This is a genomic window from Paenibacillus sp. 01T422 (assembly GCF_056398785.1).
In genome coordinates this window covers 1-19,642 of the sequence record NZ_JBFTQB010000017.1, presented here as the reverse complement: position 1 = coordinate 19,642, position 19,642 = coordinate 1, and the positions used below count along the sequence as shown (strand labels likewise).

General features: G+C 49.1%; 20 protein-coding genes. 9 read left to right on the top strand and 11 right to left on the bottom strand.

What is annotated here, in order from left to right:
* From lepB to AC1DUA_RS02070, 4 genes are all read right to left on the bottom strand, one after another.
* Nucleotides 1–297: signal peptidase I (lepB, locus tag AC1DUA_RS02085; protein ID WP_477498148.1), on the bottom strand; the 297-nt coding region annotated here is incomplete at its 3' end.
* Nucleotides 298–332: 35 nt separating this feature from the next.
* Complete coding sequence (locus AC1DUA_RS02080; RefSeq protein ID WP_477498147.1) at nt 333–1,007, bottom strand: hypothetical protein; 675 nt, start codon at nt 1,005–1,007, stop codon at nt 333–335.
* Nucleotides 1,008–1,078: 71 nt separating this feature from the next.
* Nucleotides 1,079–1,849: a hypothetical protein gene (locus AC1DUA_RS02075; RefSeq protein ID WP_477498146.1), complete on the bottom strand. Its 771-nt coding sequence runs from the start codon at nt 1,847–1,849 to the stop codon at nt 1,079–1,081.
* Nucleotides 1,850–1,908: 59 nt separating this feature from the next.
* The gene (locus tag AC1DUA_RS02070) at nt 1,909–2,226 is read right to left on the bottom strand and encodes a hypothetical protein (RefSeq protein ID WP_477498145.1); all 318 of its coding nucleotides are present in this window, start codon (nt 2,224–2,226) and stop codon (nt 1,909–1,911) included.
* Nucleotides 2,227–2,462: 236 nt separating this feature from the next.
* Here AC1DUA_RS02070 and AC1DUA_RS02065 point away from each other — a divergent pair, with 236 nt between their 5' ends.
* The 6 genes from AC1DUA_RS02065 (at nt 2,463) to AC1DUA_RS02040 (ending at nt 7,946) form a co-directional block, all read left to right on the top strand.
* Nucleotides 2,463–2,870, top strand: a complete 408-nt coding sequence (locus AC1DUA_RS02065) for a DUF1761 domain-containing protein (RefSeq protein ID WP_477498144.1) — start codon at nt 2,463–2,465, stop codon at nt 2,868–2,870.
* A gap of 183 nt (nt 2,871–3,053) precedes the next feature.
* Nucleotides 3,054–3,395: a hypothetical protein gene (locus AC1DUA_RS02060; RefSeq protein ID WP_477498143.1), complete on the top strand. Its 342-nt coding sequence runs from the start codon at nt 3,054–3,056 to the stop codon at nt 3,393–3,395.
* 660 nt (nt 3,396–4,055) lie between these two features.
* Entirely contained in the window at nt 4,056–4,853 is a 798-nt protein-coding gene (locus AC1DUA_RS02055) for an AraC family transcriptional regulator (RefSeq protein WP_477498142.1), read from the top strand.
* 108 nt (nt 4,854–4,961) lie between these two features.
* A complete protein-coding gene (locus AC1DUA_RS02050; protein ID WP_477498141.1) occupies nt 4,962–5,936 on the top strand; it encodes an ABC transporter substrate-binding protein in 975 nt (324 codons plus the stop codon).
* Nucleotides 5,937–5,940: 4 nt separating this feature from the next.
* Nucleotides 5,941–6,954, top strand: coding sequence for a FecCD family ABC transporter permease (locus tag AC1DUA_RS02045; RefSeq protein WP_477498140.1), 1,014 nt, complete (start codon nt 5,941–5,943; stop codon nt 6,952–6,954).
* Nucleotides 6,955–7,004: 50 nt separating this feature from the next.
* Complete coding sequence (locus tag AC1DUA_RS02040; RefSeq protein WP_477498139.1) at nt 7,005–7,946, top strand: FecCD family ABC transporter permease; 942 nt, start codon at nt 7,005–7,007, stop codon at nt 7,944–7,946.
* Between the two features lie 51 nt (nt 7,947–7,997).
* On the opposite strand, the gene AC1DUA_RS02035 is transcribed toward AC1DUA_RS02040, so the two are convergent.
* The 4 genes from AC1DUA_RS02035 to AC1DUA_RS02020 form a co-directional block, all read right to left on the bottom strand.
* Entirely contained in the window at nt 7,998–11,567 is a 3,570-nt protein-coding gene (locus AC1DUA_RS02035) for an Npt1/Npt2 family nucleotide transporter (protein ID WP_477498138.1), read from the bottom strand.
* A gap of 150 nt (nt 11,568–11,717) precedes the next feature.
* Nucleotides 11,718–12,158: a DUF6526 family protein gene (locus AC1DUA_RS02030; protein WP_477498137.1), complete on the bottom strand. Its 441-nt coding sequence runs from the start codon at nt 12,156–12,158 to the stop codon at nt 11,718–11,720.
* Nucleotides 12,155–12,382, bottom strand: a complete 228-nt coding sequence (locus AC1DUA_RS02025) for a DNA-binding protein (protein WP_477498136.1) — start codon at nt 12,380–12,382, stop codon at nt 12,155–12,157. Before AC1DUA_RS02025 ends, AC1DUA_RS02030 begins: the two co-directional genes overlap by 4 nt.
* 84 nt (nt 12,383–12,466) lie before the next feature.
* Nucleotides 12,467–13,225 (bottom strand): GTP pyrophosphokinase, encoded by a 759-nt coding sequence (locus tag AC1DUA_RS02020; protein ID WP_477498149.1) that lies wholly within the window; start codon nt 13,223–13,225, stop codon nt 12,467–12,469.
* 230 nt (nt 13,226–13,455) lie between these two features.
* On the opposite strand from AC1DUA_RS02020, the gene AC1DUA_RS02015 reads away from it, so the two are divergent.
* Both AC1DUA_RS02015 and AC1DUA_RS02010 read left to right on the top strand, forming a co-directional pair.
* Complete coding sequence (locus AC1DUA_RS02015; RefSeq protein ID WP_477498135.1) at nt 13,456–13,899, top strand: hypothetical protein; 444 nt, start codon at nt 13,456–13,458, stop codon at nt 13,897–13,899.
* Complete coding sequence (locus AC1DUA_RS02010) at nt 13,896–14,258, top strand: hypothetical protein (protein WP_477498134.1); 363 nt, start codon at nt 13,896–13,898, stop codon at nt 14,256–14,258. The genes AC1DUA_RS02015 and AC1DUA_RS02010 overlap by 4 nt, the downstream gene beginning before the upstream one ends.
* A gap of 43 nt (nt 14,259–14,301) precedes the next feature.
* Here AC1DUA_RS02010 and AC1DUA_RS02005 read toward each other — a convergent pair whose 3' ends face one another.
* The gene (locus tag AC1DUA_RS02005) at nt 14,302–15,600 is read right to left on the bottom strand and encodes an NCS2 family permease (RefSeq protein ID WP_477498133.1); all 1,299 of its coding nucleotides are present in this window, start codon (nt 15,598–15,600) and stop codon (nt 14,302–14,304) included.
* A gap of 203 nt (nt 15,601–15,803) precedes the next feature.
* On the opposite strand from AC1DUA_RS02005, the gene AC1DUA_RS02000 reads away from it, so the two are divergent.
* A complete protein-coding gene (locus tag AC1DUA_RS02000; RefSeq protein ID WP_477498132.1) occupies nt 15,804–16,613 on the top strand; it encodes an MBL fold metallo-hydrolase in 810 nt (269 codons plus the stop codon).
* A gap of 296 nt (nt 16,614–16,909) precedes the next feature.
* On the opposite strand, the gene AC1DUA_RS01995 is transcribed toward AC1DUA_RS02000, so the two are convergent.
* Both AC1DUA_RS01995 and AC1DUA_RS01990 read right to left on the bottom strand, forming a co-directional pair.
* A complete protein-coding gene (locus AC1DUA_RS01995) occupies nt 16,910–19,093 on the bottom strand; it encodes a CocE/NonD family hydrolase (protein WP_477498131.1) in 2,184 nt (727 codons plus the stop codon).
* Nucleotides 19,094–19,105: 12 nt separating this feature from the next.
* On the bottom strand, nt 19,106–19,642 hold a 537-nt coding region (locus AC1DUA_RS01990), incomplete at its 5' end, for a dipeptidase (protein ID WP_477498130.1).

Sequence of the window (19,642 nt, the reverse complement as noted above, 5' to 3'; positions counted from 1 at the left end):
GCCTTTAACAGCAATGACACGTTTAATAATGCTGAATTCTAACCGATCATCCTTAATAACGACCACATCGCCGTATTTCGGCGTTTTAAAAAATAGCGATACTTTATTCATCAGCAGAATATTGCCGCTTTGCAGCGACGGATTCATGGAATTACCAGACACCCTCGTAAGCCCTATCATGTTATTAATCAATATAAAGGCTAGAGAGAGTAGTAAAATGAATCGAACCCAACCCCAGAATTCACTTTTTTGCTTCGTCGCTGCTGGTTTCTTACGTTCCAAAACCTGATCAGTCATGATGTTTTCCCACCCTCACTAGCTTTCTCGCTAAATTATGATTGACTGTACGTGACATGACTTACACTCGCAGCTGCTTGCTGCCCATATACATCCGAAATGACCGTCGGCGGTTGAATTTCCGGTTGAGCTGCAGGCGGTATCACTGGAGGTGTCGTAGGTTGTATCACAGGTGGTGCCGCTGGTGGTATCACGGGTGCACTAGGTGGTGGCGGTACCAAGATGATAGGCGGGCTCTGTGTGAACACCATAGCTGGCGGTACATAACTGGCCGCTAATGTGTCCATGGCGCCCTTGGCGCTGTCGAGAATGGCCTGCAACTTATTCAAAATTTGTATGCGGTCCTGCTCGGTTTTGACCTCCGTGCCGGCAAGCAGACTTTGTGCGTGCTGCTCAAGTGCCTGCAGATGAAGTTGTTTCTGCGTATCTGTGAAAGATTCAAGACTTCTAGTGGATGCTTCAAGTCGAAGCTGCAATTCTTTCTTTAACAAATCTTTCTGCGCGTCTGTCTCTGATTTCATGGATTGATCCAAGCCTTGGATGACTTGCTCCGTTTTCTTGTTAAACCAAGAAGCCATAGCACCCGCAACATCCATATCCGCATAGGAGATTCCGGCGGATGCCGTGAGAACGACAGTTAAAGAAACAATTCCGGCTGCGACAATTCGCTTGGATTTCACCTTACGCTTCTTCTCATTTCTACTCATCATGTTCATTCCTCCCTTATCTCAAAGTAAGCGTAAGGCCCCGAAGCCGGGGCCAGTCCGCTTAAGGCATTTTATTATTTCAAACCGTTAATTACGATGTTCTCAAGAGCTGTTTTGCCAGAAGCTTCAAGAGCGTCGCCTTTGTCCGTAATTGTTTTAATGTTAGCTGCTTCCAGATCATCAGCAAGCTTTTGAAGTTCTGCTAATTTAGCTGCAATTTTAGCTGTTAAATTATCTTTAATTTCTTGCGATGCTGCCGTTCTTTCTTGGCTCAGCAAGTTGTTCAATTCCGTTTTTGTTGTTTCAATTTTCGTAGTCAATGTTGCCGCTGCTTGCGTTTGCGTTGTTGCAACGCCAGCTTCCAGAGCGTTTAAGGACCTTTTACCTTGCTCGTTCACATCATGAATGATGTCTAATTTACCGGCAAAACCAAGACCGTCGATAACGCCATTGTTAAAGTTATTAGCATCATTTACGACTCTGTCGTATTCGCCAGGCATACCAGCTACGATAGTTCCTTTTTTCGCATCAATGGCATTGGAGTACGTCGTTACTTGACCGTTGATTGCACCTTGCGTTTGTGTTGTTTCTGTTGTACCCGCTGTTTTCACATCATTAACAGCACCATTGTTGATTGCTTTGTAATCGGAAACCAATTTGTCGTTATTGGAAGCGACGAAGCTTGCAACATCTCCAGCTACTAAGGCTTTTGTTACTTTTGTTGCGCTGTTATACCAGCTTTGAAGCTGACCGCCAGCGTCTGTTGCTGCAAAAGCTGTGCCCATACCTGCTACTAATCCTGTTGCGATAACCCCAACTGCTAATTTACTTTTCAATGCTTTCATCGTTCATCAATCTCCCTTGGCATCATTTTATTTGTTAAATCATAATTCACAATGACTGACTACTTCCCYGCCGTTAACGTCAACTCCTGAAGCACCTGGGCGGCCATTTGATCCACTTCACGGTCCAACTTCTGATTCGAAGCAAGAACATACTTGTCGAATTGGGCTGGGCCATCTTTCGTCGCCAGCTCTTCCGCTTTGCTTTCAATTTGCCTGACGTAGTCTTGGTTAAGCGCCTCTACCCGATTCTTCGCTTGTTGACTCTGAGCATCCTGCACCTGCTTCAAGTTGGCGGTTCTACTTGAGAGCATCTCATCCGCCACTGTTTTCAGGGTCTGGCTGCTTTCGTTCAAACCACGAATAGCTTTGCTATTCACTTCATATCGTGCTGCCCTGCCTCCTTCTTGTTCTGCACTTGCTTACAAATTTATTGTAGCTCAGCATACGTTTTGCGCCTTCCCACACAAGAGTAATTTATTTCTGCTACCTTAGCGGGGGGTGGATGGTATACTTTCGTACCAGATTGATTAGAAACTTCATTTACAAGGATGAAGCGCCACGATACAATGCATCTGTAAACGATATAAAATTCATCACCTTTGGGGGTCTTATCTTGAGTTTATTAGAAGTGAACTACCTTGCTGTGCTTGTAGCTACAGTGGTTACCATGGTTCTCGGTTTCCTGTGGTATTCACCCGTCTTATTCGGCAAAACATGGGCTAAGCTGCGTAATCAGAAAATGGAAGAGATGTCCGGAGGCGGCCCGCTCACCTACGTCCTTACCGCATTAACCGCTCTTGGCGGCTGCTTTATTCTTGCTCTTCTGCTGACTATGGGCAATGAAACCACTTGGGTAGCAGGACTTGCCGTCGGCGCGCTGATCGGCCTAAGTATCTCTCTGAAAATCGGCATGAATTACTTATTCGAAAATGCCAAGCTTCCCTTGTACTTCATCACCGCCGGTTACCACCTAGTTGCCTATCTCATTGGCGGCATCATCATAGGTGCTTGGCAGGGCTAGGAAAGGGACTTGGAAAAGGACTAGGAAAACATTAGAAAGAGCTGTCCCACAGCGATCTTGCTTGCAAGATTGTGGGATAGCTCTTTTTTACTTTTATCTGTGATTCAATCATCTCCAACCCGTGTAATAAGGTAAGTCCCCAAGCCATATTGCGAACTCCTGCATATACTGGAGCAGGACCCTTTGGGAACACAACTCCTGCTGTTCAAGCAGCTGGACTATAACCTATGTACGGTGGTATCTATGATGAAAAAACAATTTATAGCTGCAAAATATGACCTGCTCCACGTTCTTGGGCTAGCTTCCGAGGAAGACATCTACAACGCCCAATATAGTGGGCTGTCACTGGCCGATATCGCTGAAGCGAATAAGGTCGATGTCCAAAAAGTAATTGATCTCCAGCTCGCCGAGCTCATTGAACAGCTCGATGAGCGCCTATCCAGCGGCAGTATCACACCTGAGCAGTACTACGCTCAACAAGCCGAACTGCCCGAAATCATTATGAGAAGTGTTTACGCATTATAATCTGGGTGAATCTCACAGATCTGCGCTGGCAGCTTGGCAAGTCATGCGGGGCGGGTGCCGCTGAGAGAGGGACTGTCTCGAAAGTAGAGATTTCTACTTTTGAGACAGTCTTTTTCATTTCCAGTAGCTCACCTATAGTAGTCTAGTTGAAAGTGCCACCAAACCCACCATTATCAGCTCCCCTCCAAGTAGCCACTGCTCTGTTACGGACTCAGGAGCCGTTATTTCGCTAAAATCGGCTGTATTTGGACTGCTATCGGACCGAGGAGGCGTTATTCACGGATTTTGCCGCTCTTTCAGGCGTTTCCACGGGCAATAGCGACTCCTGGGTCCGTTAGATGCGAATCCTCTCCTAAATAAAGCAGATAACGTCATCTCGGTCCGTTAGCCGATAGCTAATGCTCAAAGGTGCTAAGCTAGCGGTTGGATGAACTCCACTATAGTAGCCGACTGGTTTATAAGTGCCTCGAAACCCACAATTAGCAGCTCATCCAGCAACTCCCTAAGTAGCCACTGCTCTGTTACGGACTCAGGTGCCGTTATTTCGCTTAATTCAGCTGGAACTCGCACTCATTTGCATATTTTCTCCACTTGTTGCAAACCCCTTTCTGTGTCACTATCAAAAGAAAGGCATGTCTAGGATTGGAAAGGATTCCGATTATGAATTTTCAACAGCTTATTCCCCTCGTACCGCTCATTGAGCAGATCGAGACTTGCAGCTCCTCCCTTACGCTTGAATGTCCAGCTGGCATGTACCAGCTTATTATTGTTCGTCGCGGTCATATAACGCTGTATCAAAATAACCAGGAACCACTGGTTTGTTCGCAAGCCTATGCTTGCCATCCCGAGCATGCTCCCTACGCCATTCAGGTCCCCAAAACCAAAACCGCCGAATACATCGTCATCACCTACCGGATGATACCTGACGGTTACCCGTGGTCCCTCCACGGTCCGCTCACTACTTTAAGTGAAATCAAAATCCACTATATGCTCGACGAGTTGCTCCGAACGACGGAGGACATCCATCCACTATCAGATGAGGAAATAGCCGCCCAAACAATTCGGAAGCGCATGATGCTGGAGCGTATTCTTTTCATTTACTTATATGAGTCCCATTTAACTCAGGACAAGAAGTCATCAAGTGAATCCATCGAAGAGATCCTATCCTATATGAACGAGCACTACATGCTCGAGCTTTCGCTGCCAATGTTGGCTAGACGAGCAGGTATGAGTGTGGGTTATTTTACGGTTCTATTCAAAAAACAGACCGGAATGACGATGATGAATTACCTGTACACCCTGCGTATTGAGAAAGCGAAACAAATGTTTCTTCACACCGATTTACTCGCCAAAGAAGTCGCAGGACGTGTCGGATTCATCGACTATTTCCATTTCAGCAAAGTATTCAAGAAGAAGACCGGCACCTCCCCGTCGGAATTTGTCGCCAACCAGAATTAATCTAATAATTAGACATGCCAATTATGCAAATCAGACATGTCCTTACGCGCAAATTGAGCGTATTATTTCAAATGAGAATAATAATCATTGTCATGGGGGAGTCAACAAATGAAACACTATTTTACTCGTTTTAGCCTGATCGCATTGATCACCGTTTTTGCCCTAAGCCTAGCGGCTTGCGGCAAATCGACGAATACGGGGCCTGCAGCAGCATCCACTACGCCAGCTGCCAGCCAACAACCTGCCGCACAAACCGGTGGTAAAATCACTGTGCAAGATGCCACAGGAACACTTGAATTGCCTAAAAAACCAGAGCGCATCGTTGCTATGGAATTCGGATTCACTGACATCCTTGTCACACTTGGCGTGCAGCCAGTTGGTGTTGYCGATGATGACAGCCCGGATCTATTGATGGACTCTGTCAAAGCCCAACTCAAAACTTACAAGTCCGTAGGTTCCCGTTACGAGCCAAACATTGAATTGATTGCCTCATTGAAGCCAGATTTGATCATCGCGGACATCAACAAGCATAAGAATGCTATTGCTCAACTGAAAGGCATTGCACCCGTTCTCGTTTTGGACGATTTCCAAGCGGACTACAATCAAATGCTGAAAAACGTTGACATTATCGCCAAAGCTGTTGGGAAAGAAGATGAAGCCAAGAAGCGTCTGGCTGAGCACCAAGCTAAAGTTGATACGGTGAAAAAGAAACTAACCGCTACAAACCTCCGTGTACTTCCAGCTGTTGTGAATCCCAAAGGATTCTTCGCACACTCAGATCACGCTTACAGCGGTTCTTTCCTAGCGATGCTTGGTTACACTGATCCTGTAAAAAATGCTGCTGCCTATCCGCAAATTACACTTGAACAGCTCGTTGAGGCAAACCCGCAAGTTCTGTTCCTGATGCCAACTGAGAAAGAAACCATTGTTAAGCAGTGGGAAACAAATCCACTTTGGCAGAAAATTGACGCTGTAGCTAATAAGAAAGTATTTACTGTAGAGCGTCGTGACTGGTCTCTATCGCGCGGATTCCTCGGATCCGAGAAAATTCTTGATGATATCGTGAAGAATTTGGGGCAATAGTCCGATGAAGCCTATAACTGAGAAGCAGAGCCAGAAATGGCCTCTGCTCTTCCTATTTTCTGCTGCTGTTCTCGTGATGCTGATCGGCGTGATTTGCAACTTGAAGTGGGGCCAAGCCTATGTCTCCTGGCGCACATTATTCGAAGCGGTGACTTATCAGGGCAGCGACAAAGCCCATCTGTATATCCAAACGCTTCGTCTACCACGCGCCATCATGGCTTGTATCGTCGGGATGCAGCTTGCTTTGGCCGGCATGTTGACTCAGATCACAACCAAAAACCCACTGGCATCCCCGCATATATTCGGGATTAATGCTGGGGCCGCGTTAGCCGTTGTGATCGGGCTTGTCGCTTTGCCCCATTTCGGAAACTTCGGGCTCATCGGTTTTGCCTTTGTCGGGGCTGCGCTAAGCGCGCTGCTGATCTGGTCGTTAGCAGGCGGCGGACGCCAGCAGTATGTGCGTCTGGCGCTAGCCGGCATCACGATCCACTTCCTCATGTCTTCCTTGACGGAAGGCTTCATCATTATGAATCAGCATGCTACGGACAGCATGATTTTCTGGCTAGTCGGCTCCCTGAATCTAGCAGGGTGGTCCGATGTGCGAATCATCTTGCCTTTCTTCATAGGCGGGATGGTACTGTTCACCCTCATGCTGCCAGCGTTCAAGCTGCTGCTGCTTGATGACGACATTGCGGCAGGCTTAGGCCAGCGCGTAAACATCGTACGCGGCGTCAGCATCGTACTTGTTCTCATACTTGCCGGCTCTGCCGTAGCCTTATGCGGCCCGATCGGCTTTATCTGTTTGCTTGTTCCGCACATCGCTCGCGCTATGATTGGGCCTAACTTGCCTATTCTAGGGCCGATGACCGCTCTGCTTGGAGGTATTTTGCTCGTCTATGCTGACTTTCTCAGCCGGTTCATCGCTTTCCCCTTCGAATCACCAGTCGGCATCGTAACCGCGGTGATTGGCGCTCCATATTTCATTTACTTGGCACGCAAGCAAGGAGGTGCGAAGTGAGAAGATTCACACACACCTCTGCCCTCTCTCTGATAGTGGCTCTGGTTATCATGTTGGTATTAACTGCGCTTTATGTCCATGTAGGCGCTGTGCGTATTCCGTTTGGCGAGGTATGGTCTGGGTTAACAGATGCACAAAGCCAGTCTTACTTCATCGTGCATCAAGTCCGCTTGCCCCGCGTCCTAGTCGCGATACTAGCGGGCTTCGGATTAGCCGTAGGCGGCGTCATTCTGCAAGGCTTAGTGCGGAATCCGCTGGCCAGCCCCGACGTCGTGGGGATTACGAAAGGAGCCGGCTTCATGGCGGCTGCGGTGATCTTTCTGTTCCCCAAATCGCCAAGCTACGTCTTGCCGATTGCCGCTTTCACCGGCGCCTTCCTGGCCTTCCTGCTCCTGCTGCTGCTCAGCCGCCGGTTAACGCTCAGCCCCTCCACATTAGCCTTGGTGGGGGTAGCGATTGGTACTGTGTTCCAAGCTGGCACACAGTACTTGATTGTCAGGCACCCCAGCGACATCAACATGGCGCTGCTCTGGCTCTCCGGCAGCTTATGGAGCCGCAGCTGGCACGATGTCTATACACTGCTGCCGTGGATCGCAGTGCTCCTGCCCATCGTGTGGGCGAATTTTGCGAAGCTGAATGTGTTTCTGCTTGGCGACGACATCACCGCCTCGCTGGGTCTCAACATCGTGAAGCAGCGCTTCCTCCTGCTGCTGCTTGCCGTTGCTTTGGCCGGCATCTCCGTGTCGGCCGTGGGCGCGATCGGCTTCATCGGCCTGATCGCCCCGCACATCGCGCGCAGCCTCGTCGGCAGCCGGCATCAATGGCTGATCCCGCTGGCGGCTGTCGTCGGCGCGGACTTGATGCTGCTCGGCGACCTGCTCGGCCGCATCATCATCCTGCCGCGCGAAGTGCCCGTAGGGATCATGACGGCCGTGATCGGCGCGCCGTATTTTATTTACCTGCTGCGTAAGGAACGTCTGCGCAACAAATAAAGGGGCTCTCCCAGAAGGTCGACAAGACCATTCTGGGAAGCCCCTTTGTTTTTAATTCATGCCCCGCAGCCGTTCGGCAATCACACGCATCATACTGCGCAAAACGTCGATGTTCTGGAAGCAGAAAGTCATCACTTGATCCCGGTGGAGCTGCAGCAGCAAGGTAGGTTCTTGCGCTGTGCAGTCAGCCGACCGAGGTCCGCTGTCAATAATGGCCATCTCGCCGAAGAAATCCCCTTCCCGAAGGACGGCGTACTCTTCGCTGCCTCGGTGCACACGAATACTGCCTTCGATAATGCCGTACATCGTATCCCCGAAGTCGCCTGTACGGCAAATCGCTTCTCCCGCTTCATAGACTACCTCATCCACCATTTGAGCTAACCAGATGAAATCATCTTGCGCCAAATGCTGGAAAAGTTCAATCTTCTGCAGCACTAAGATTCGCCGCAGCAAGGCTTCATCCCGCGTCAGCTCTTGAGCCGGCTTGGCTGCAACCTCTGGTGCTTGCGCTGCAGCCGCAACTTCAGCCTGCATAAGTTCAGCATCCGAGGATGAATCCGCTGCAGGTATCCGTCCTAGTTCGGTCCTCAGCCTGCGAGAAAGCAGCTTCATCATTTCTACAGCAATGCTCGTCTGATCGAAAATCATATCATAGAAGGCGGTTGAATCCAGCCGCCACAGATGAACATCCTCTTCGGCTCGAATCGTCGCGGTACGCGGACCCTGGCTGATTACCGCCATCTCGCCGAAGCAATCTCCCTGCTTCAGCTCCCCTAACCGCTGCCCGCTTCGATACACGCCCGCCTTACCCCGCTCCATGATCATCAGGGAATCACCTGAATCCCCTTCCTGAATCATAACGCTGCCTTGCGTAAAACTCAGCTTGTCTAAACGCTGGGCAATGTGCGACAGATCCCGGCTTGTCATCCCTTTGAAGAGAGTCACATGCCGCAGCAGCCGAACGCGATCCATCAGATCCTTATCCTGTGCAGTAGAGTTATCCACAGAGGTTCCTGCGAGAAATCTTATGTTTTGCGTAAGCCAAGCATCCTGTTGGCCCGCCAGCCAGTCAAGATGCTCCTGGAAGGTGCCTCCACCCACGCTGCCACGCACCAGATCGCGCGATGCCGACATGAGCTTCGCCATCTCCGTGCGCAAGGCGCCCTGCAGTGTTTGGTCAATGACTTCTTCCGCGTTCGCCTGCTGCCGCGAATCTCCCTCCGACCAGTCGATGAACACAGCCTTCATCGTCTGCTCCTCATAAATCAAGGACAATAACTGGAATATGCGCTTGCTGATCGCCTCTCGAATCTCCCTTATCATTTCTTCAATGCCATCATAACCAGCTTCGCTCATGACACTAGCACCATGCTCAGCGAACTGTCCATACAACTGCAACTCGAGGAAAATATAGGATTCAACTTTTTTACTATTTACTTGAGGTAATCTTCGATGCATACGAAGGAGAGCTTCCAACATACGGTCCCGCATCTCATATTGGACTGCCTCATAGGAATCAAACAAGAGATCGAAGGCAGACTGCGTCCCGATTTGTTCGAGTACAGCAGGCATATACAGCCCCACTTCCTGCTGCTCCAAATACGGCACCAACTGCGGAAGCACATCTTCTTCATCATAGGCCGCTAGGGCCTGAGTCGCGTAGCGGCGGGTCTGGCTATCTTTTAACATAGCAATGATCGGTACAATCAAAGGCGGCACATGAAGAATAGCAGCAGATTCCAACGCGCGGATTCTTACCTGTGGGCTACTATCTTGCAAAAGCGAAATGAGCGGCTTATAAAAGTTTTTCACGCGAATTTGCCCGAATAAAGCTGCCATCGCGATGCGCTCTTCCTCTTTCCCGCTTTCCATCATGGCTTTCAGCTTGCCTACTGCTCGAAACATCCCCTCGATACTATAATATTTCACTAAACCCGCAATAGCCGCAGCCTGAACTTCCACTTCAGGAGCCTCCAGCTGCGCTGTAATTTCATCCAGATAAGCTTCATTCGCATAAGCAGCAAGCGCCAGCAGGGCTTTCGCCCTTACCAGATCGTGGGACTCTGCGGTTGACGCCAGCTCGTGCAAAGTAGGCTCCAAGCCTTCGGGCATCATTTGTTCCACATAAGATAAGGCCTCTATCCGCATGTCAGGAATCGGGTGATGGAGCAATCCAGCCAGATGAGGAGTTACATCGAAGCCCTCCATTTTGCGCAAAAGGCCAAAAGCATATAAAGCCTGCTGCTTTTCCGAGCTGGACAGCGCATCGATTAGCATCTTCCGGCTCACCGCATCCATTAGATTCAGCTCGACCTTTTGCAGATCGTCTCCTCCTGTTTTCAGGTTGGAGAGAAGCGTGTGCAGGTACGCTTTTTTCACCTTAATTCCTGCTAGAATGCCTACAACAAGAAATGCCAGAACGATGTAACTGAGCTGTTCAGGTGCAAGCAGACGCGAAACGATCAACAAGCAGATAGCAGCTAACCCTTTTGCCCCGTTGCGCACAATCCCGTCTAGGAAGCTTTTGGCCTTGCCTCGCCATTCCGGCGGAACAGGGAACATCACCAATTGGCTGACCGAAGAGTAGAGCGTATCTCCGACAACCTTATCGCTTCCCTTCACGACAACGGCCATCGCGAGCACCGGGAGCGCTAGAATTCCCAAACTGCCTGCCAGAAGCGTTATTGGGAAAATGAGCAACGCCGTCATGACCCCAAAACGCGTCAAAATGCGACCCGAAACAAATAACTGAAAACCTAATGCAATCAAACCAGAGAAACCGTAGAAGCTCCCCATGAACCCCGCAAGAGCCTCGTTCTGCAAGGTTCCTCTCAGAATAACTTTGAATTGATAATCGATTAGAGTCAGGGAGAGGACAAGCGCAGCTGATAGGATCGCGACATATTTCAAATGCGGCACACTTGCAAAAAGCCCCGACTTCCGCTGCACATTTTGCTTCGGTGATACAGATCTATTCTGTGCAGGTTTACTTTCGACCGTATCTTTAGCCGCCTTGATAATTAAAAAGACTGCAGCCAATCCAAGCAATTGCAAGCCTGCATAGAAGTAAATCAGATTCGCTGTGCCCACGAGCGGAACGAGCGCTTTTAATCCAAAACCGCTGAGAATACCGCCCGTAATTCCCCCGCTGCCAACGATTCCGATCATCTGTTTCGCTTTCCTTTGATCCATGACCGAAGTGGCGAACTGCCAGAAGCAGACGATCATTAGGAAGTTGAACACATCATAGCCGATGTAAATGACCGGGAACACCCAACGCAGCTCTAATCCGACACCAAATCTGGACACCAGAACGAGCAAGGAAATCAGTGGAATCAAGCACTTCATGAGGCTTTCCAAGCGTACCTTAGGCGAGAATCGCTGAAAAAGGATGCCGGCCGTAATCATGACGATGGCTTGAGGCAAATACATGATAGATAAGTAGGAGTTATCGAACCGGCTCAAAAATAGCGTATCTGCCGCCGTTCTTCCTATCGTCGACGCCGATACGACACAGAAGAGATAGCCGAATAGAAGGAAAACTTTTCTGTACTCCTTGATATCCCCTGCAAATCTATGTACTAAGGTTTGGTACAATTTATTCGATAGCTTATTGTTCATGATACACCTCATGTATGGGAACGTTTTTCAATTCACCTACATGAAATTGTATCAGAAGTCCTAGGATAAAATAACTATTTCTTCTACCGAAACGGATATTTTCCAACAAAAAAAGACACATCTCAGGGATATGTCTCTCTCTTTTACAACCTAAATACGATAATCGTCGTTTCTCCAGCTCTTGATGGATTTCTTAATCGTATCAGATGACCATTGCCCGTCAGCCGCTTTCTCACATAGAGCAGGAAACTCTTCGTCAGAGGCGAAGCGCAGCGCAGCAATTTGACTAACTGTTAATCTCGAATCCAGCAGCTTTTGAGTCAAAACATAGTGCCTGAGGTTCTCTTCTGCACGAATCGCACGGTCCTGTGCTTTCAACGGATAGGAACGAATCAGCAGGAATACAATGACCACAATGATAGAAATGAGTAGAAAAAGAAACGAAGGCAGCAATTGATCCCCTGATTGCAAGGATCTAATTAGCTCTATGATCGACGTAACCAATAGAGCTAACGCTAGCACAGAGAATACAAAGTGAAACAATGGATGCATTCTGCGGTGATTCGCATACGTTTGTTCGCTGTTTTTCATGATTTCCCCACAATCTCATCAATTTCGCTTTTCAATAACAAGTAGCGATGAACACTCCTCATAATTGGCACCTTGGTTAAATTGTTTTTGTCTACATACTGCTTCATCTGATCCTTGGTTAGACCTAACGATTTTCCAGCTTCCATCACCGTTAATACAACTTCATTACTTGTCGCATTAAACGTTGATTTCACTTTTTGATTCCAATCTTCAAATACCTGCATGTCCGAAGCAACACCCTTCTGTTCCAATCCTTTCATTATAACACAGAAGTGCGCAGACACAGCATCCATTTGTAGGATGCAATCTTACCTGCCGTCATCATCGTTCAAAAGCCCCAGCAATGCCTGTGGCAGCGCAAATTGCTGATTGTTAATGACAATCTTATTGAGCGTGTCCGCCACGATTTCGGAGGTCTGCTCTTCTTTGATCTCTTCGATTTCTGCATGCAGACGTTCCATTTGCAGATCCAGCGCAGACGCAGCGACGGCCGCTTGCTTAAGCTCCTCCAACAATCGTGCAGGTACAGCTTGATTGCCTTCGTTGAACTTATAAAATATTTTATGCTCCAAGCTGGCCCAAAAGTCCATTGCAATTGTGCGAATTTGAACTTCGATGCACACACTTTCTTGCCGATCCGTTAAATGCACGGGCACTTCAACCAGCAAATGCAGACTTTGATAGCCATTCGGTTTCGGATGCTTGATGTAATCTTTCTCACCCAGCACCTTCAAGTCGCTTTGGTTTTTGAGCATATTGGAGATGGCATAGATATCGGAGACAAATGAGCATGTAATTCGCATGCCGGCAATATCCTTGACACAAGCTTTGATTCCGTCAAAAGACATGTCTCCTCCCTTTCTGCTGAGCTTATGGAAAATGCTCTCCGGAGATTTCAAGCGGGACTTGGTATGCTCGATAGGATTATATTCATGCAGCATCTCGAATTCCTGCACTAAAATTTCTACGCGGGTCTCCATGGCGTCCAAAGCGAATTTGTACGTCATCATAAATCTTGTAATTTCGTGCTTAAATCGTTTCAAGTCATTCATAGAAAGTTGATTCATCATGGCGGTTCCATCCTTTGGTCGTGGTTATTTTACCAGTCTTAACTAGTGTAAGGTACGAATGCTCCATGAGCAAATTTTGGCGTTCGCATTGACACTTTGCGAGGTCGCTTGATATAGTACACTTATCATATTTCGAGTGAAAACTTACGTTGGGAAGCACCCGTAGGATAAGGCTTATGCCTTTTCCTGCTGGTGCTTTTTTGTATTTCCTCGAAAGTTAAGGAGGTTTGTATCTGAAAATAGTCACTTCACTTCTCGCCGCTTTTGTTCTGCTCTCAGCTCTTACGGGAGAGGCGTCGGCAGCAGCTCCATTCAACATCACCACCGGAGTCTTGGACAAAACGCTAGCCGCTTCGACCCAAGCCCAGGCTAATCGTATCCACGCTTTGCAGGACGAGCTGTTCACTCTTCAGAAGCAAGAACAAGAGTGGGATCATTCAATTGCGCTGCAGCACGGCCAAAATAAAGAGGCACTGACAGCACTAAACAAGCAGTCTAAAGCCATTGACGCTGCCCAATTAGCTAAGCTGGAAGAGGATGTTCTGCGAACAAGAGAACGCTACAAACCATTATTATCCCGTTACACCGCAATTAATAAACAGATCGAAGACGTGCGGCCGCTCAAAATGAAAACCTTGAACACCATGCTGCGCTACAGGCCACGGCATTGAAAGTTCCTGCCCAGCTAGCGCGCGCCGACATTCAATCGAAGGAGAAAGCCCACCAGGCAGCCAAGGATAAAGCCTCCAAAGCAGCGAAGAACATCCGTAGCCGTCTCGAGGACATCGATCCCATTAACGTGCAGATAAAAGCTAAGATGAGTGCTGTCAATTCGTCTCGCAAAAGCTTGTCCCCGCTATGGAGCGCCTTTAAAAAAAGCGCCAAAAAAGGAGATGCGATCGGGGTCCAAAGTACGCTCAGCTCCATGGTTTCTCTCCTGCGTCAGATCAATGACGAGAAACAGCGAATCTATAAGCTGGAGACCTCCGTCCGCGATAAGCTAGCCGCTATAAGAAAAGACACCGGCTAGGGTGTCTTCTGTTACATGTTATTTTTGAAAAACTCCTTAAAATTCAATGATTGAAAAATACAATCTGAATAAAGAACAACACCGCAAATAGATAAAAAATCGGATGCACATCGCTGCGTTTTCCGCGGAGCAGCTTTAATACCGGATATACGATAAATCCGATGCCAATTCCGGTTGCGATACTATACGTCAAGGGCATCAACACAACGATGAGAAAAGCTGGAAAGGCTTCCTCCAAGTCCTGCCACTCTATTTTGCGCAACACATTCATCATTAGGAAACCTACAATAATTAACGCAGGTGCGGTAATGGCTGGAATGCTGGCAAGTACAGCAATGATTGGCGAGAAAAATAACGTCAAGGCCAGCAAGACGCATACCGTGATCGCCGTCAGCCCCGTTCTCCCGCCAACAGCGACGCCAGAACTGGACTCAATATACGCCGAGGTGGGACTCGTTCCAAGCAAGGCCCCCGTTGAGGTCCCTATCGCATCAGCTAGCAGCGCACCTCTTGAACGCGGAAATTTATTGTCCTTGAGAAGCCCCGCCTGCTCAGCGACCCCAAGCATTGTTCCCGTTGTATCAAACAGCGTAATTAGCAAAAATGTAAAAATGACAGCATACATCCCGCTGGAGAAAACACCACTAATATCTAGCTGAAAAGCTGTTGCAGAGAGCCCTGTCGGCGCTGAAACGAATTTCTCCGGCATCGTCAGCAATCCCATAAGCCAGGCCAATGCAGCTGTAATCAACATGCCGAAGAACAAAAAGCCACGCACCTGATACGCCATCAGGATCAGCGAAGCGATAAGGCCAATGATTGTCAACGCCGTCATGGGTTCTCTAAGATTACCTAATGTTAGCAGCGTTGAGGGAGAAGCTACGATGACTTTGGCATTTTGCAAGCCAATAAATGTGATGAACAAACCGATTCCCGCAGTAATGGCATGCTTCAAGCTCGTGGGGATAGCGTCCAGCAGCATATATCGGAAAGAAGTCAACGATAACACGATAAACAAGGCCCCTGCGACAAAAACAGCGCCAAGCGCCGTTTGCCAGCTCACACCGCTTCCTCCCACKACGCTAAATGCAAAATACGCATTCAGCCCCATGCCGGGCGCAAGCACGATCGGGTAATTCGCAAAAAGACCCATAATCAGCGTCGCCACAATACTTGCCAGTACCGTTGCAATGAACACTCCATGGAAATCCATCCCTGCCTTGTTTAGAATCCCTGGATTCACAATCACAATATAGACCATCGTCAAAAACGTCGTGACCCCCGCCATGAGTTCCGTCGGCACCGTCGTGCCTCGTTCTTTCAACTTAAATAACGAATTCATTGCTGTTTGCCTCCTGCCAACGGAATTTGCTTTTTTATTATTCCCTTTGTTTGGAACCTTAGTAATCATTTTTCTCCATTGACAGCGCTGCCAGGCGGGGATACAATTGGCACTAAACAACAAGAATTCCACAACATTCGCACAATAAACAACACTAAATTATCATGAAACAACAACGTTCCGGCACTAAGGAGGATTCATCCATGAAGGTTCATTTTCTGGGAACAGCGGCATATGAGGGCATACCTTCGCTCTTCTGCCATTGTCTCACCTGCAAACAAGCCCGCGAACGCGGAGGGAAGAATATTCGTTCCCGCACCTCAGTCATGTTTGACCACGACTTGAAGGTAGATTTTCCACCCGATACTTTGATGCACTCGCTTCAGTATGGACTCGATATGAACAGCGTGAAAGATTTGCTTATCACCCATTCGCATTCTGATCATCTATACGCTGAAGATATGGCCATTCGTGCAAAAGGTTATGCCCAATCAGGCGAAGAAACCATGCATGTTTATGGGCATGACCTTCCTTTCCGCCTCATCTTTCAAGCGCTGAATGGGCTGGAACATAACTATAGCTTCCACCGTGTAATCCCGTTTCAGCCTGTGCAGACGCAAACAGCCACGATCGTTCCGCTGCTGGCGGATCATGATCCTCTCGAAACCTGCTTGCTCTATTCCATCGAGAAAAGCGGAAAAACAGTCTTGTATGGCAACGACAGCGGATGGTTTCCGGACGAAACGTGGGCTTGGCTGAAGGATAAGCAGTTCGATTTGGTCATTCTGGAATGCACAACAGGCAGAGTCGGGCACAGAAACAACCATATGAACGTGGATGCTGTGCTCGAAACGAAAACATGGATGGATGAAGTCGGAGCATTGAAGCCGGGAGCCAAAGTATTCGTGACGCATTTCTCTCATAATGCCGGGCTGCTGCATGAGGATTTGGTTGAGATTTTTCGACCTCATGGGATTGAGGTTGCTTATGATGGTTTGATTGTGGAGCTGTAGCGAGCGAGAACTCGGCTAAGTTGTTGCTTAAGGGAACTGGAGTCCTCTATTTGCAGGAAAATGAGCTATTTCCTCTCGGAGCGGAACTACAGGGTCTAATTTGGCCGCCATGCGCCTTTTCCAGGTGAAATCGCCGAGATAGCGCACCCTAGTTCCCCTTAACGTGGAAAATGAGGATTTTCAGCGAAATAGTGGACTGTAGTTCCCCCGCTGAAAACTGTCAAAAGCGGAAAAGGCTGTCCCTAGGTCATTTCTGACTTTCGAGACAGCCTTCTTTTTCCACACTTCTCTTCCGCTTACGGAATAATTGGAAGCTTCACGTGACTAGGATACTCATTCGAGTGGTAAATCGTTTGCTGCACGATCACTGGCTTCGGATCCTCATAGGGGTTGATGCCAGTATTCGTGTTGGGAAACGTGATAAACTTGCTCGAAGATGTAACTGTGAACCGCAGTCGGTGACCTTGGCGGAATGTGTGGGCGATATYTTGCATGAATATCGCGTATTTCTCAACCTTGCCTGGCGTAAGCAGCTCTGGTGCATCCAATCCACCACGGTACTTCGCCCGCACGATGTAATTGGAGAGCTTAATCGAATTGCCCTGCGCATCGACATCGCTCAAAGTAACGACCCAGTCCGTATCAACGCCGGTGCTCGCCGCATACAATTCACAAGACAACTCGCCCGCTACGGTTAAATCACTCTCCAACATAGGGCTCGTATACACGAGAATATCGCTGCGCAGCTCATGTTTACGCATATTCTCCGGCTCTCTTTCGCCGCTGTCGGCAACAGGATCCTCGGGGTCATACACATACGAATCCGCAGGACTGTGCCCAGGGGGCGTCTCTATCAGCACGCCGTCTCCATGGCTGGAGTTGGCATGGCCATTACTCCCCAGATAAAAGTTCCTAACCTGCGCCTCCGTAGGCGTCCAATCCTCGGATGTTCGCCACTCGTTGCTTCCAACAACGTAATATTTCGCTCTTGGCTCTTGATCGATACCGTTAGGCAGCCCTTTGAGGAACCTGTCGAACCAACGCAGCACGTTTACGTCATAATCGTAAACAACCGCATCGTTGCTGAAGCTCGCACTGAGTAGATCCCTTGCTCGGTTAGGGCCGTGCTCCCACGGTCCGAGCCATATTTTCCGGTTGGGGACGTCATGCTTGGTCAGCATCCTCCACGTCTCCGAAACGCCTGCGCTGTCCCCGTCATACCAACCGGAAATGACAAACATCGGCACCTGCACCTGGTCGCCACGCTCCGTAAAGGTGCAATTTCTCCAGAAATCATCATACTCCGGATGCTCACTCCACAGATCCCAAGGGCCAGAGGCTCTGCCGATCATCTTTTGAGGGATCTCCCTGATCGGTCTGGCGTCCACAGCTTTCTCCGGATCAACGGTTTTACCCGCAAATATATCAAAATCCGTCCTTGTCCCAACGGACTGCGCAAGCGTCCAGCAGAGCAAAGGCCACGAGCATACGGTTCCGCCTTTGCGTACCGTATCTACGAACGGCGAGCCCACGTTCACTTCGTTGACGACCGCCTTCAAATTCGGGTGACCACTCGTAGATGCTGCGGTCACAACATATCCAAGATAGGAGGCACCCCACATGCCGACGTCGCCGTTTGACCATTCCTGCGACACGATCCAGTCGATTGTATCCGCACTATCATCCCGCTCGTAGAAGAACGGAACCAGCTCTCCCTCAGAATCCGCGCGCCCTCTAACATCCTGATTGACGACGGCGTACCCTTTGTTCGCCCAACGCTTGAAAAACTCTTTACGCAAGTTGCGATCATAACACGTGCGAATGAGTATCGTTGGCAACCCCTGCGCCGATTGAGCACCTTCAGGAAGGTACACGTCCGTTGCCAAACGCACACCGTCACGCATCGGAACGAGGAAGGTGCCTAGATCATTCACGCCGAACTCCGGCTTGGAGAGGAGTGGTTCTTCATACACCACAAGCGGAGTCAATGCTTCGTAACCATCCGCCACGAGCACCTCCATACCGTATCGGTTCGGCGCAACGAACGCTATGACGCGTCCATCCACAGTCACGATGTCAAGCGCCGTTTCCTTCCGCATCGCCCAAACTTGAGATGCCATCTCTTTTCCTTGTTCTCCCAGTTTCCCTGATTCTCCTGGTTGCCCTGGTTCTCCAGCTTCACCCGCTCGTCCCGCCACGTAAGCCGAATACCGAACATGCCGTGCATATAGGTCTCCATTGCCAAGCGTAACCTCATCACCTTGCCAAACGGCTTGGTCATAATGCGCCAAGGACATCTTTATTTTAGCGAAAGGCAAGATGTAAGGTGTCTTCTCCTGCAGGACATTCTCCTGCATTTGTGTCCTCCTCCGAGCATCCACCTTGGCATGCATAATCCCATTTTCGGCAAAACGGATCTTCCCCTCATACACACCAGCACAATACAAATTGAACGTAGTAGACTGAAAATATGTGCTCATCCCCGTTAACTCCTATCCCCAGACTTGTTCAAAAACACGCAGCCAGTTGCCGCCCATAATCTTCAGAATGTCCTCATCGCTATACCCTCTTGCAACCAACCCACGGGTGAAATTGATGAAATAACTGTACTTCTCCAGTCCCTTCACCGTCTCAGTCGACGGCCCATCCCCTTTGGCAAAGCCAATTCTTGGCGCAATATGCTCTTTAAAATATACCAAAGACCATTCCACATCGCTCATCGGCCAATCCGTTCCAATGCCCACATGATCAACCCCGACCAGCCGAACCACATAGTCGATATGATCAAGCACATGCTCGATTGTCGTCTCGTTCGGGTCCTGGTAGATGAACCACGGCATCGCARAAACGCCAATCACGCCGCCAGTTCCAGCAATCGCCTGGAGCTCTTCATCGCTTTTGCACCGCATATGGCCAAAGAGTGCCTCGACGCCAGTATGTGAAGCGATGACCGGTGCCGTCGAAAGCCGGCAAGCATCCAGCGTCGTTTGTTTGCCACAGTGGCTGGTGTCGACGATGATACCCAGCTC

What these genes read in the sequence shown, in the direction of transcription:
- AC1DUA_RS02080 (WP_477498147.1), bottom strand. Translation starts at nt 1,007, where the DNA reads ATGATGAGTAGAAATGAGAAGAAGCGTAAGGTGAAATCCAAGCGAATT.
- AC1DUA_RS02075 (WP_477498146.1), bottom strand. Translation starts at nt 1,849, where the DNA reads ATGAAAGCATTGAAAAGTAAATTAGCAGTTGGGGTTATCGCAACAGGA.
- AC1DUA_RS02055 (WP_477498142.1), top strand. Translation starts at nt 4,056, where the DNA reads ATGAATTTTCAACAGCTTATTCCCCTCGTACCGCTCATTGAGCAGATC.
- AC1DUA_RS02045 (WP_477498140.1), top strand. Translation starts at nt 5,941, where the DNA reads ATGAAGCCTATAACTGAGAAGCAGAGCCAGAAATGGCCTCTGCTCTTC.
- AC1DUA_RS02040 (WP_477498139.1), top strand. Translation starts at nt 7,005, where the DNA reads ATGTTGGTATTAACTGCGCTTTATGTCCATGTAGGCGCTGTGCGTATT.
- AC1DUA_RS02035 (WP_477498138.1), bottom strand. Translation starts at nt 11,567, where the DNA reads ATGAACAATAAGCTATCGAATAAATTGTACCAAACCTTAGTACATAGA.
- AC1DUA_RS02030 (WP_477498137.1), bottom strand. Translation starts at nt 12,158, where the DNA reads ATGAAAAACAGCGAACAAACGTATGCGAATCACCGCAGAATGCATCCA.
- AC1DUA_RS02025 (WP_477498136.1), bottom strand. Translation starts at nt 12,382, where the DNA reads ATGCAGGTATTTGAAGATTGGAATCAAAAAGTGAAATCAACGTTTAAT.
- AC1DUA_RS02020 (WP_477498149.1), bottom strand. Translation starts at nt 13,225, where the DNA reads ATGAATCAACTTTCTATGAATGACTTGAAACGATTTAAGCACGAAATT.
- AC1DUA_RS02000 (WP_477498132.1), top strand. Translation starts at nt 15,804, where the DNA reads ATGAAGGTTCATTTTCTGGGAACAGCGGCATATGAGGGCATACCTTCG.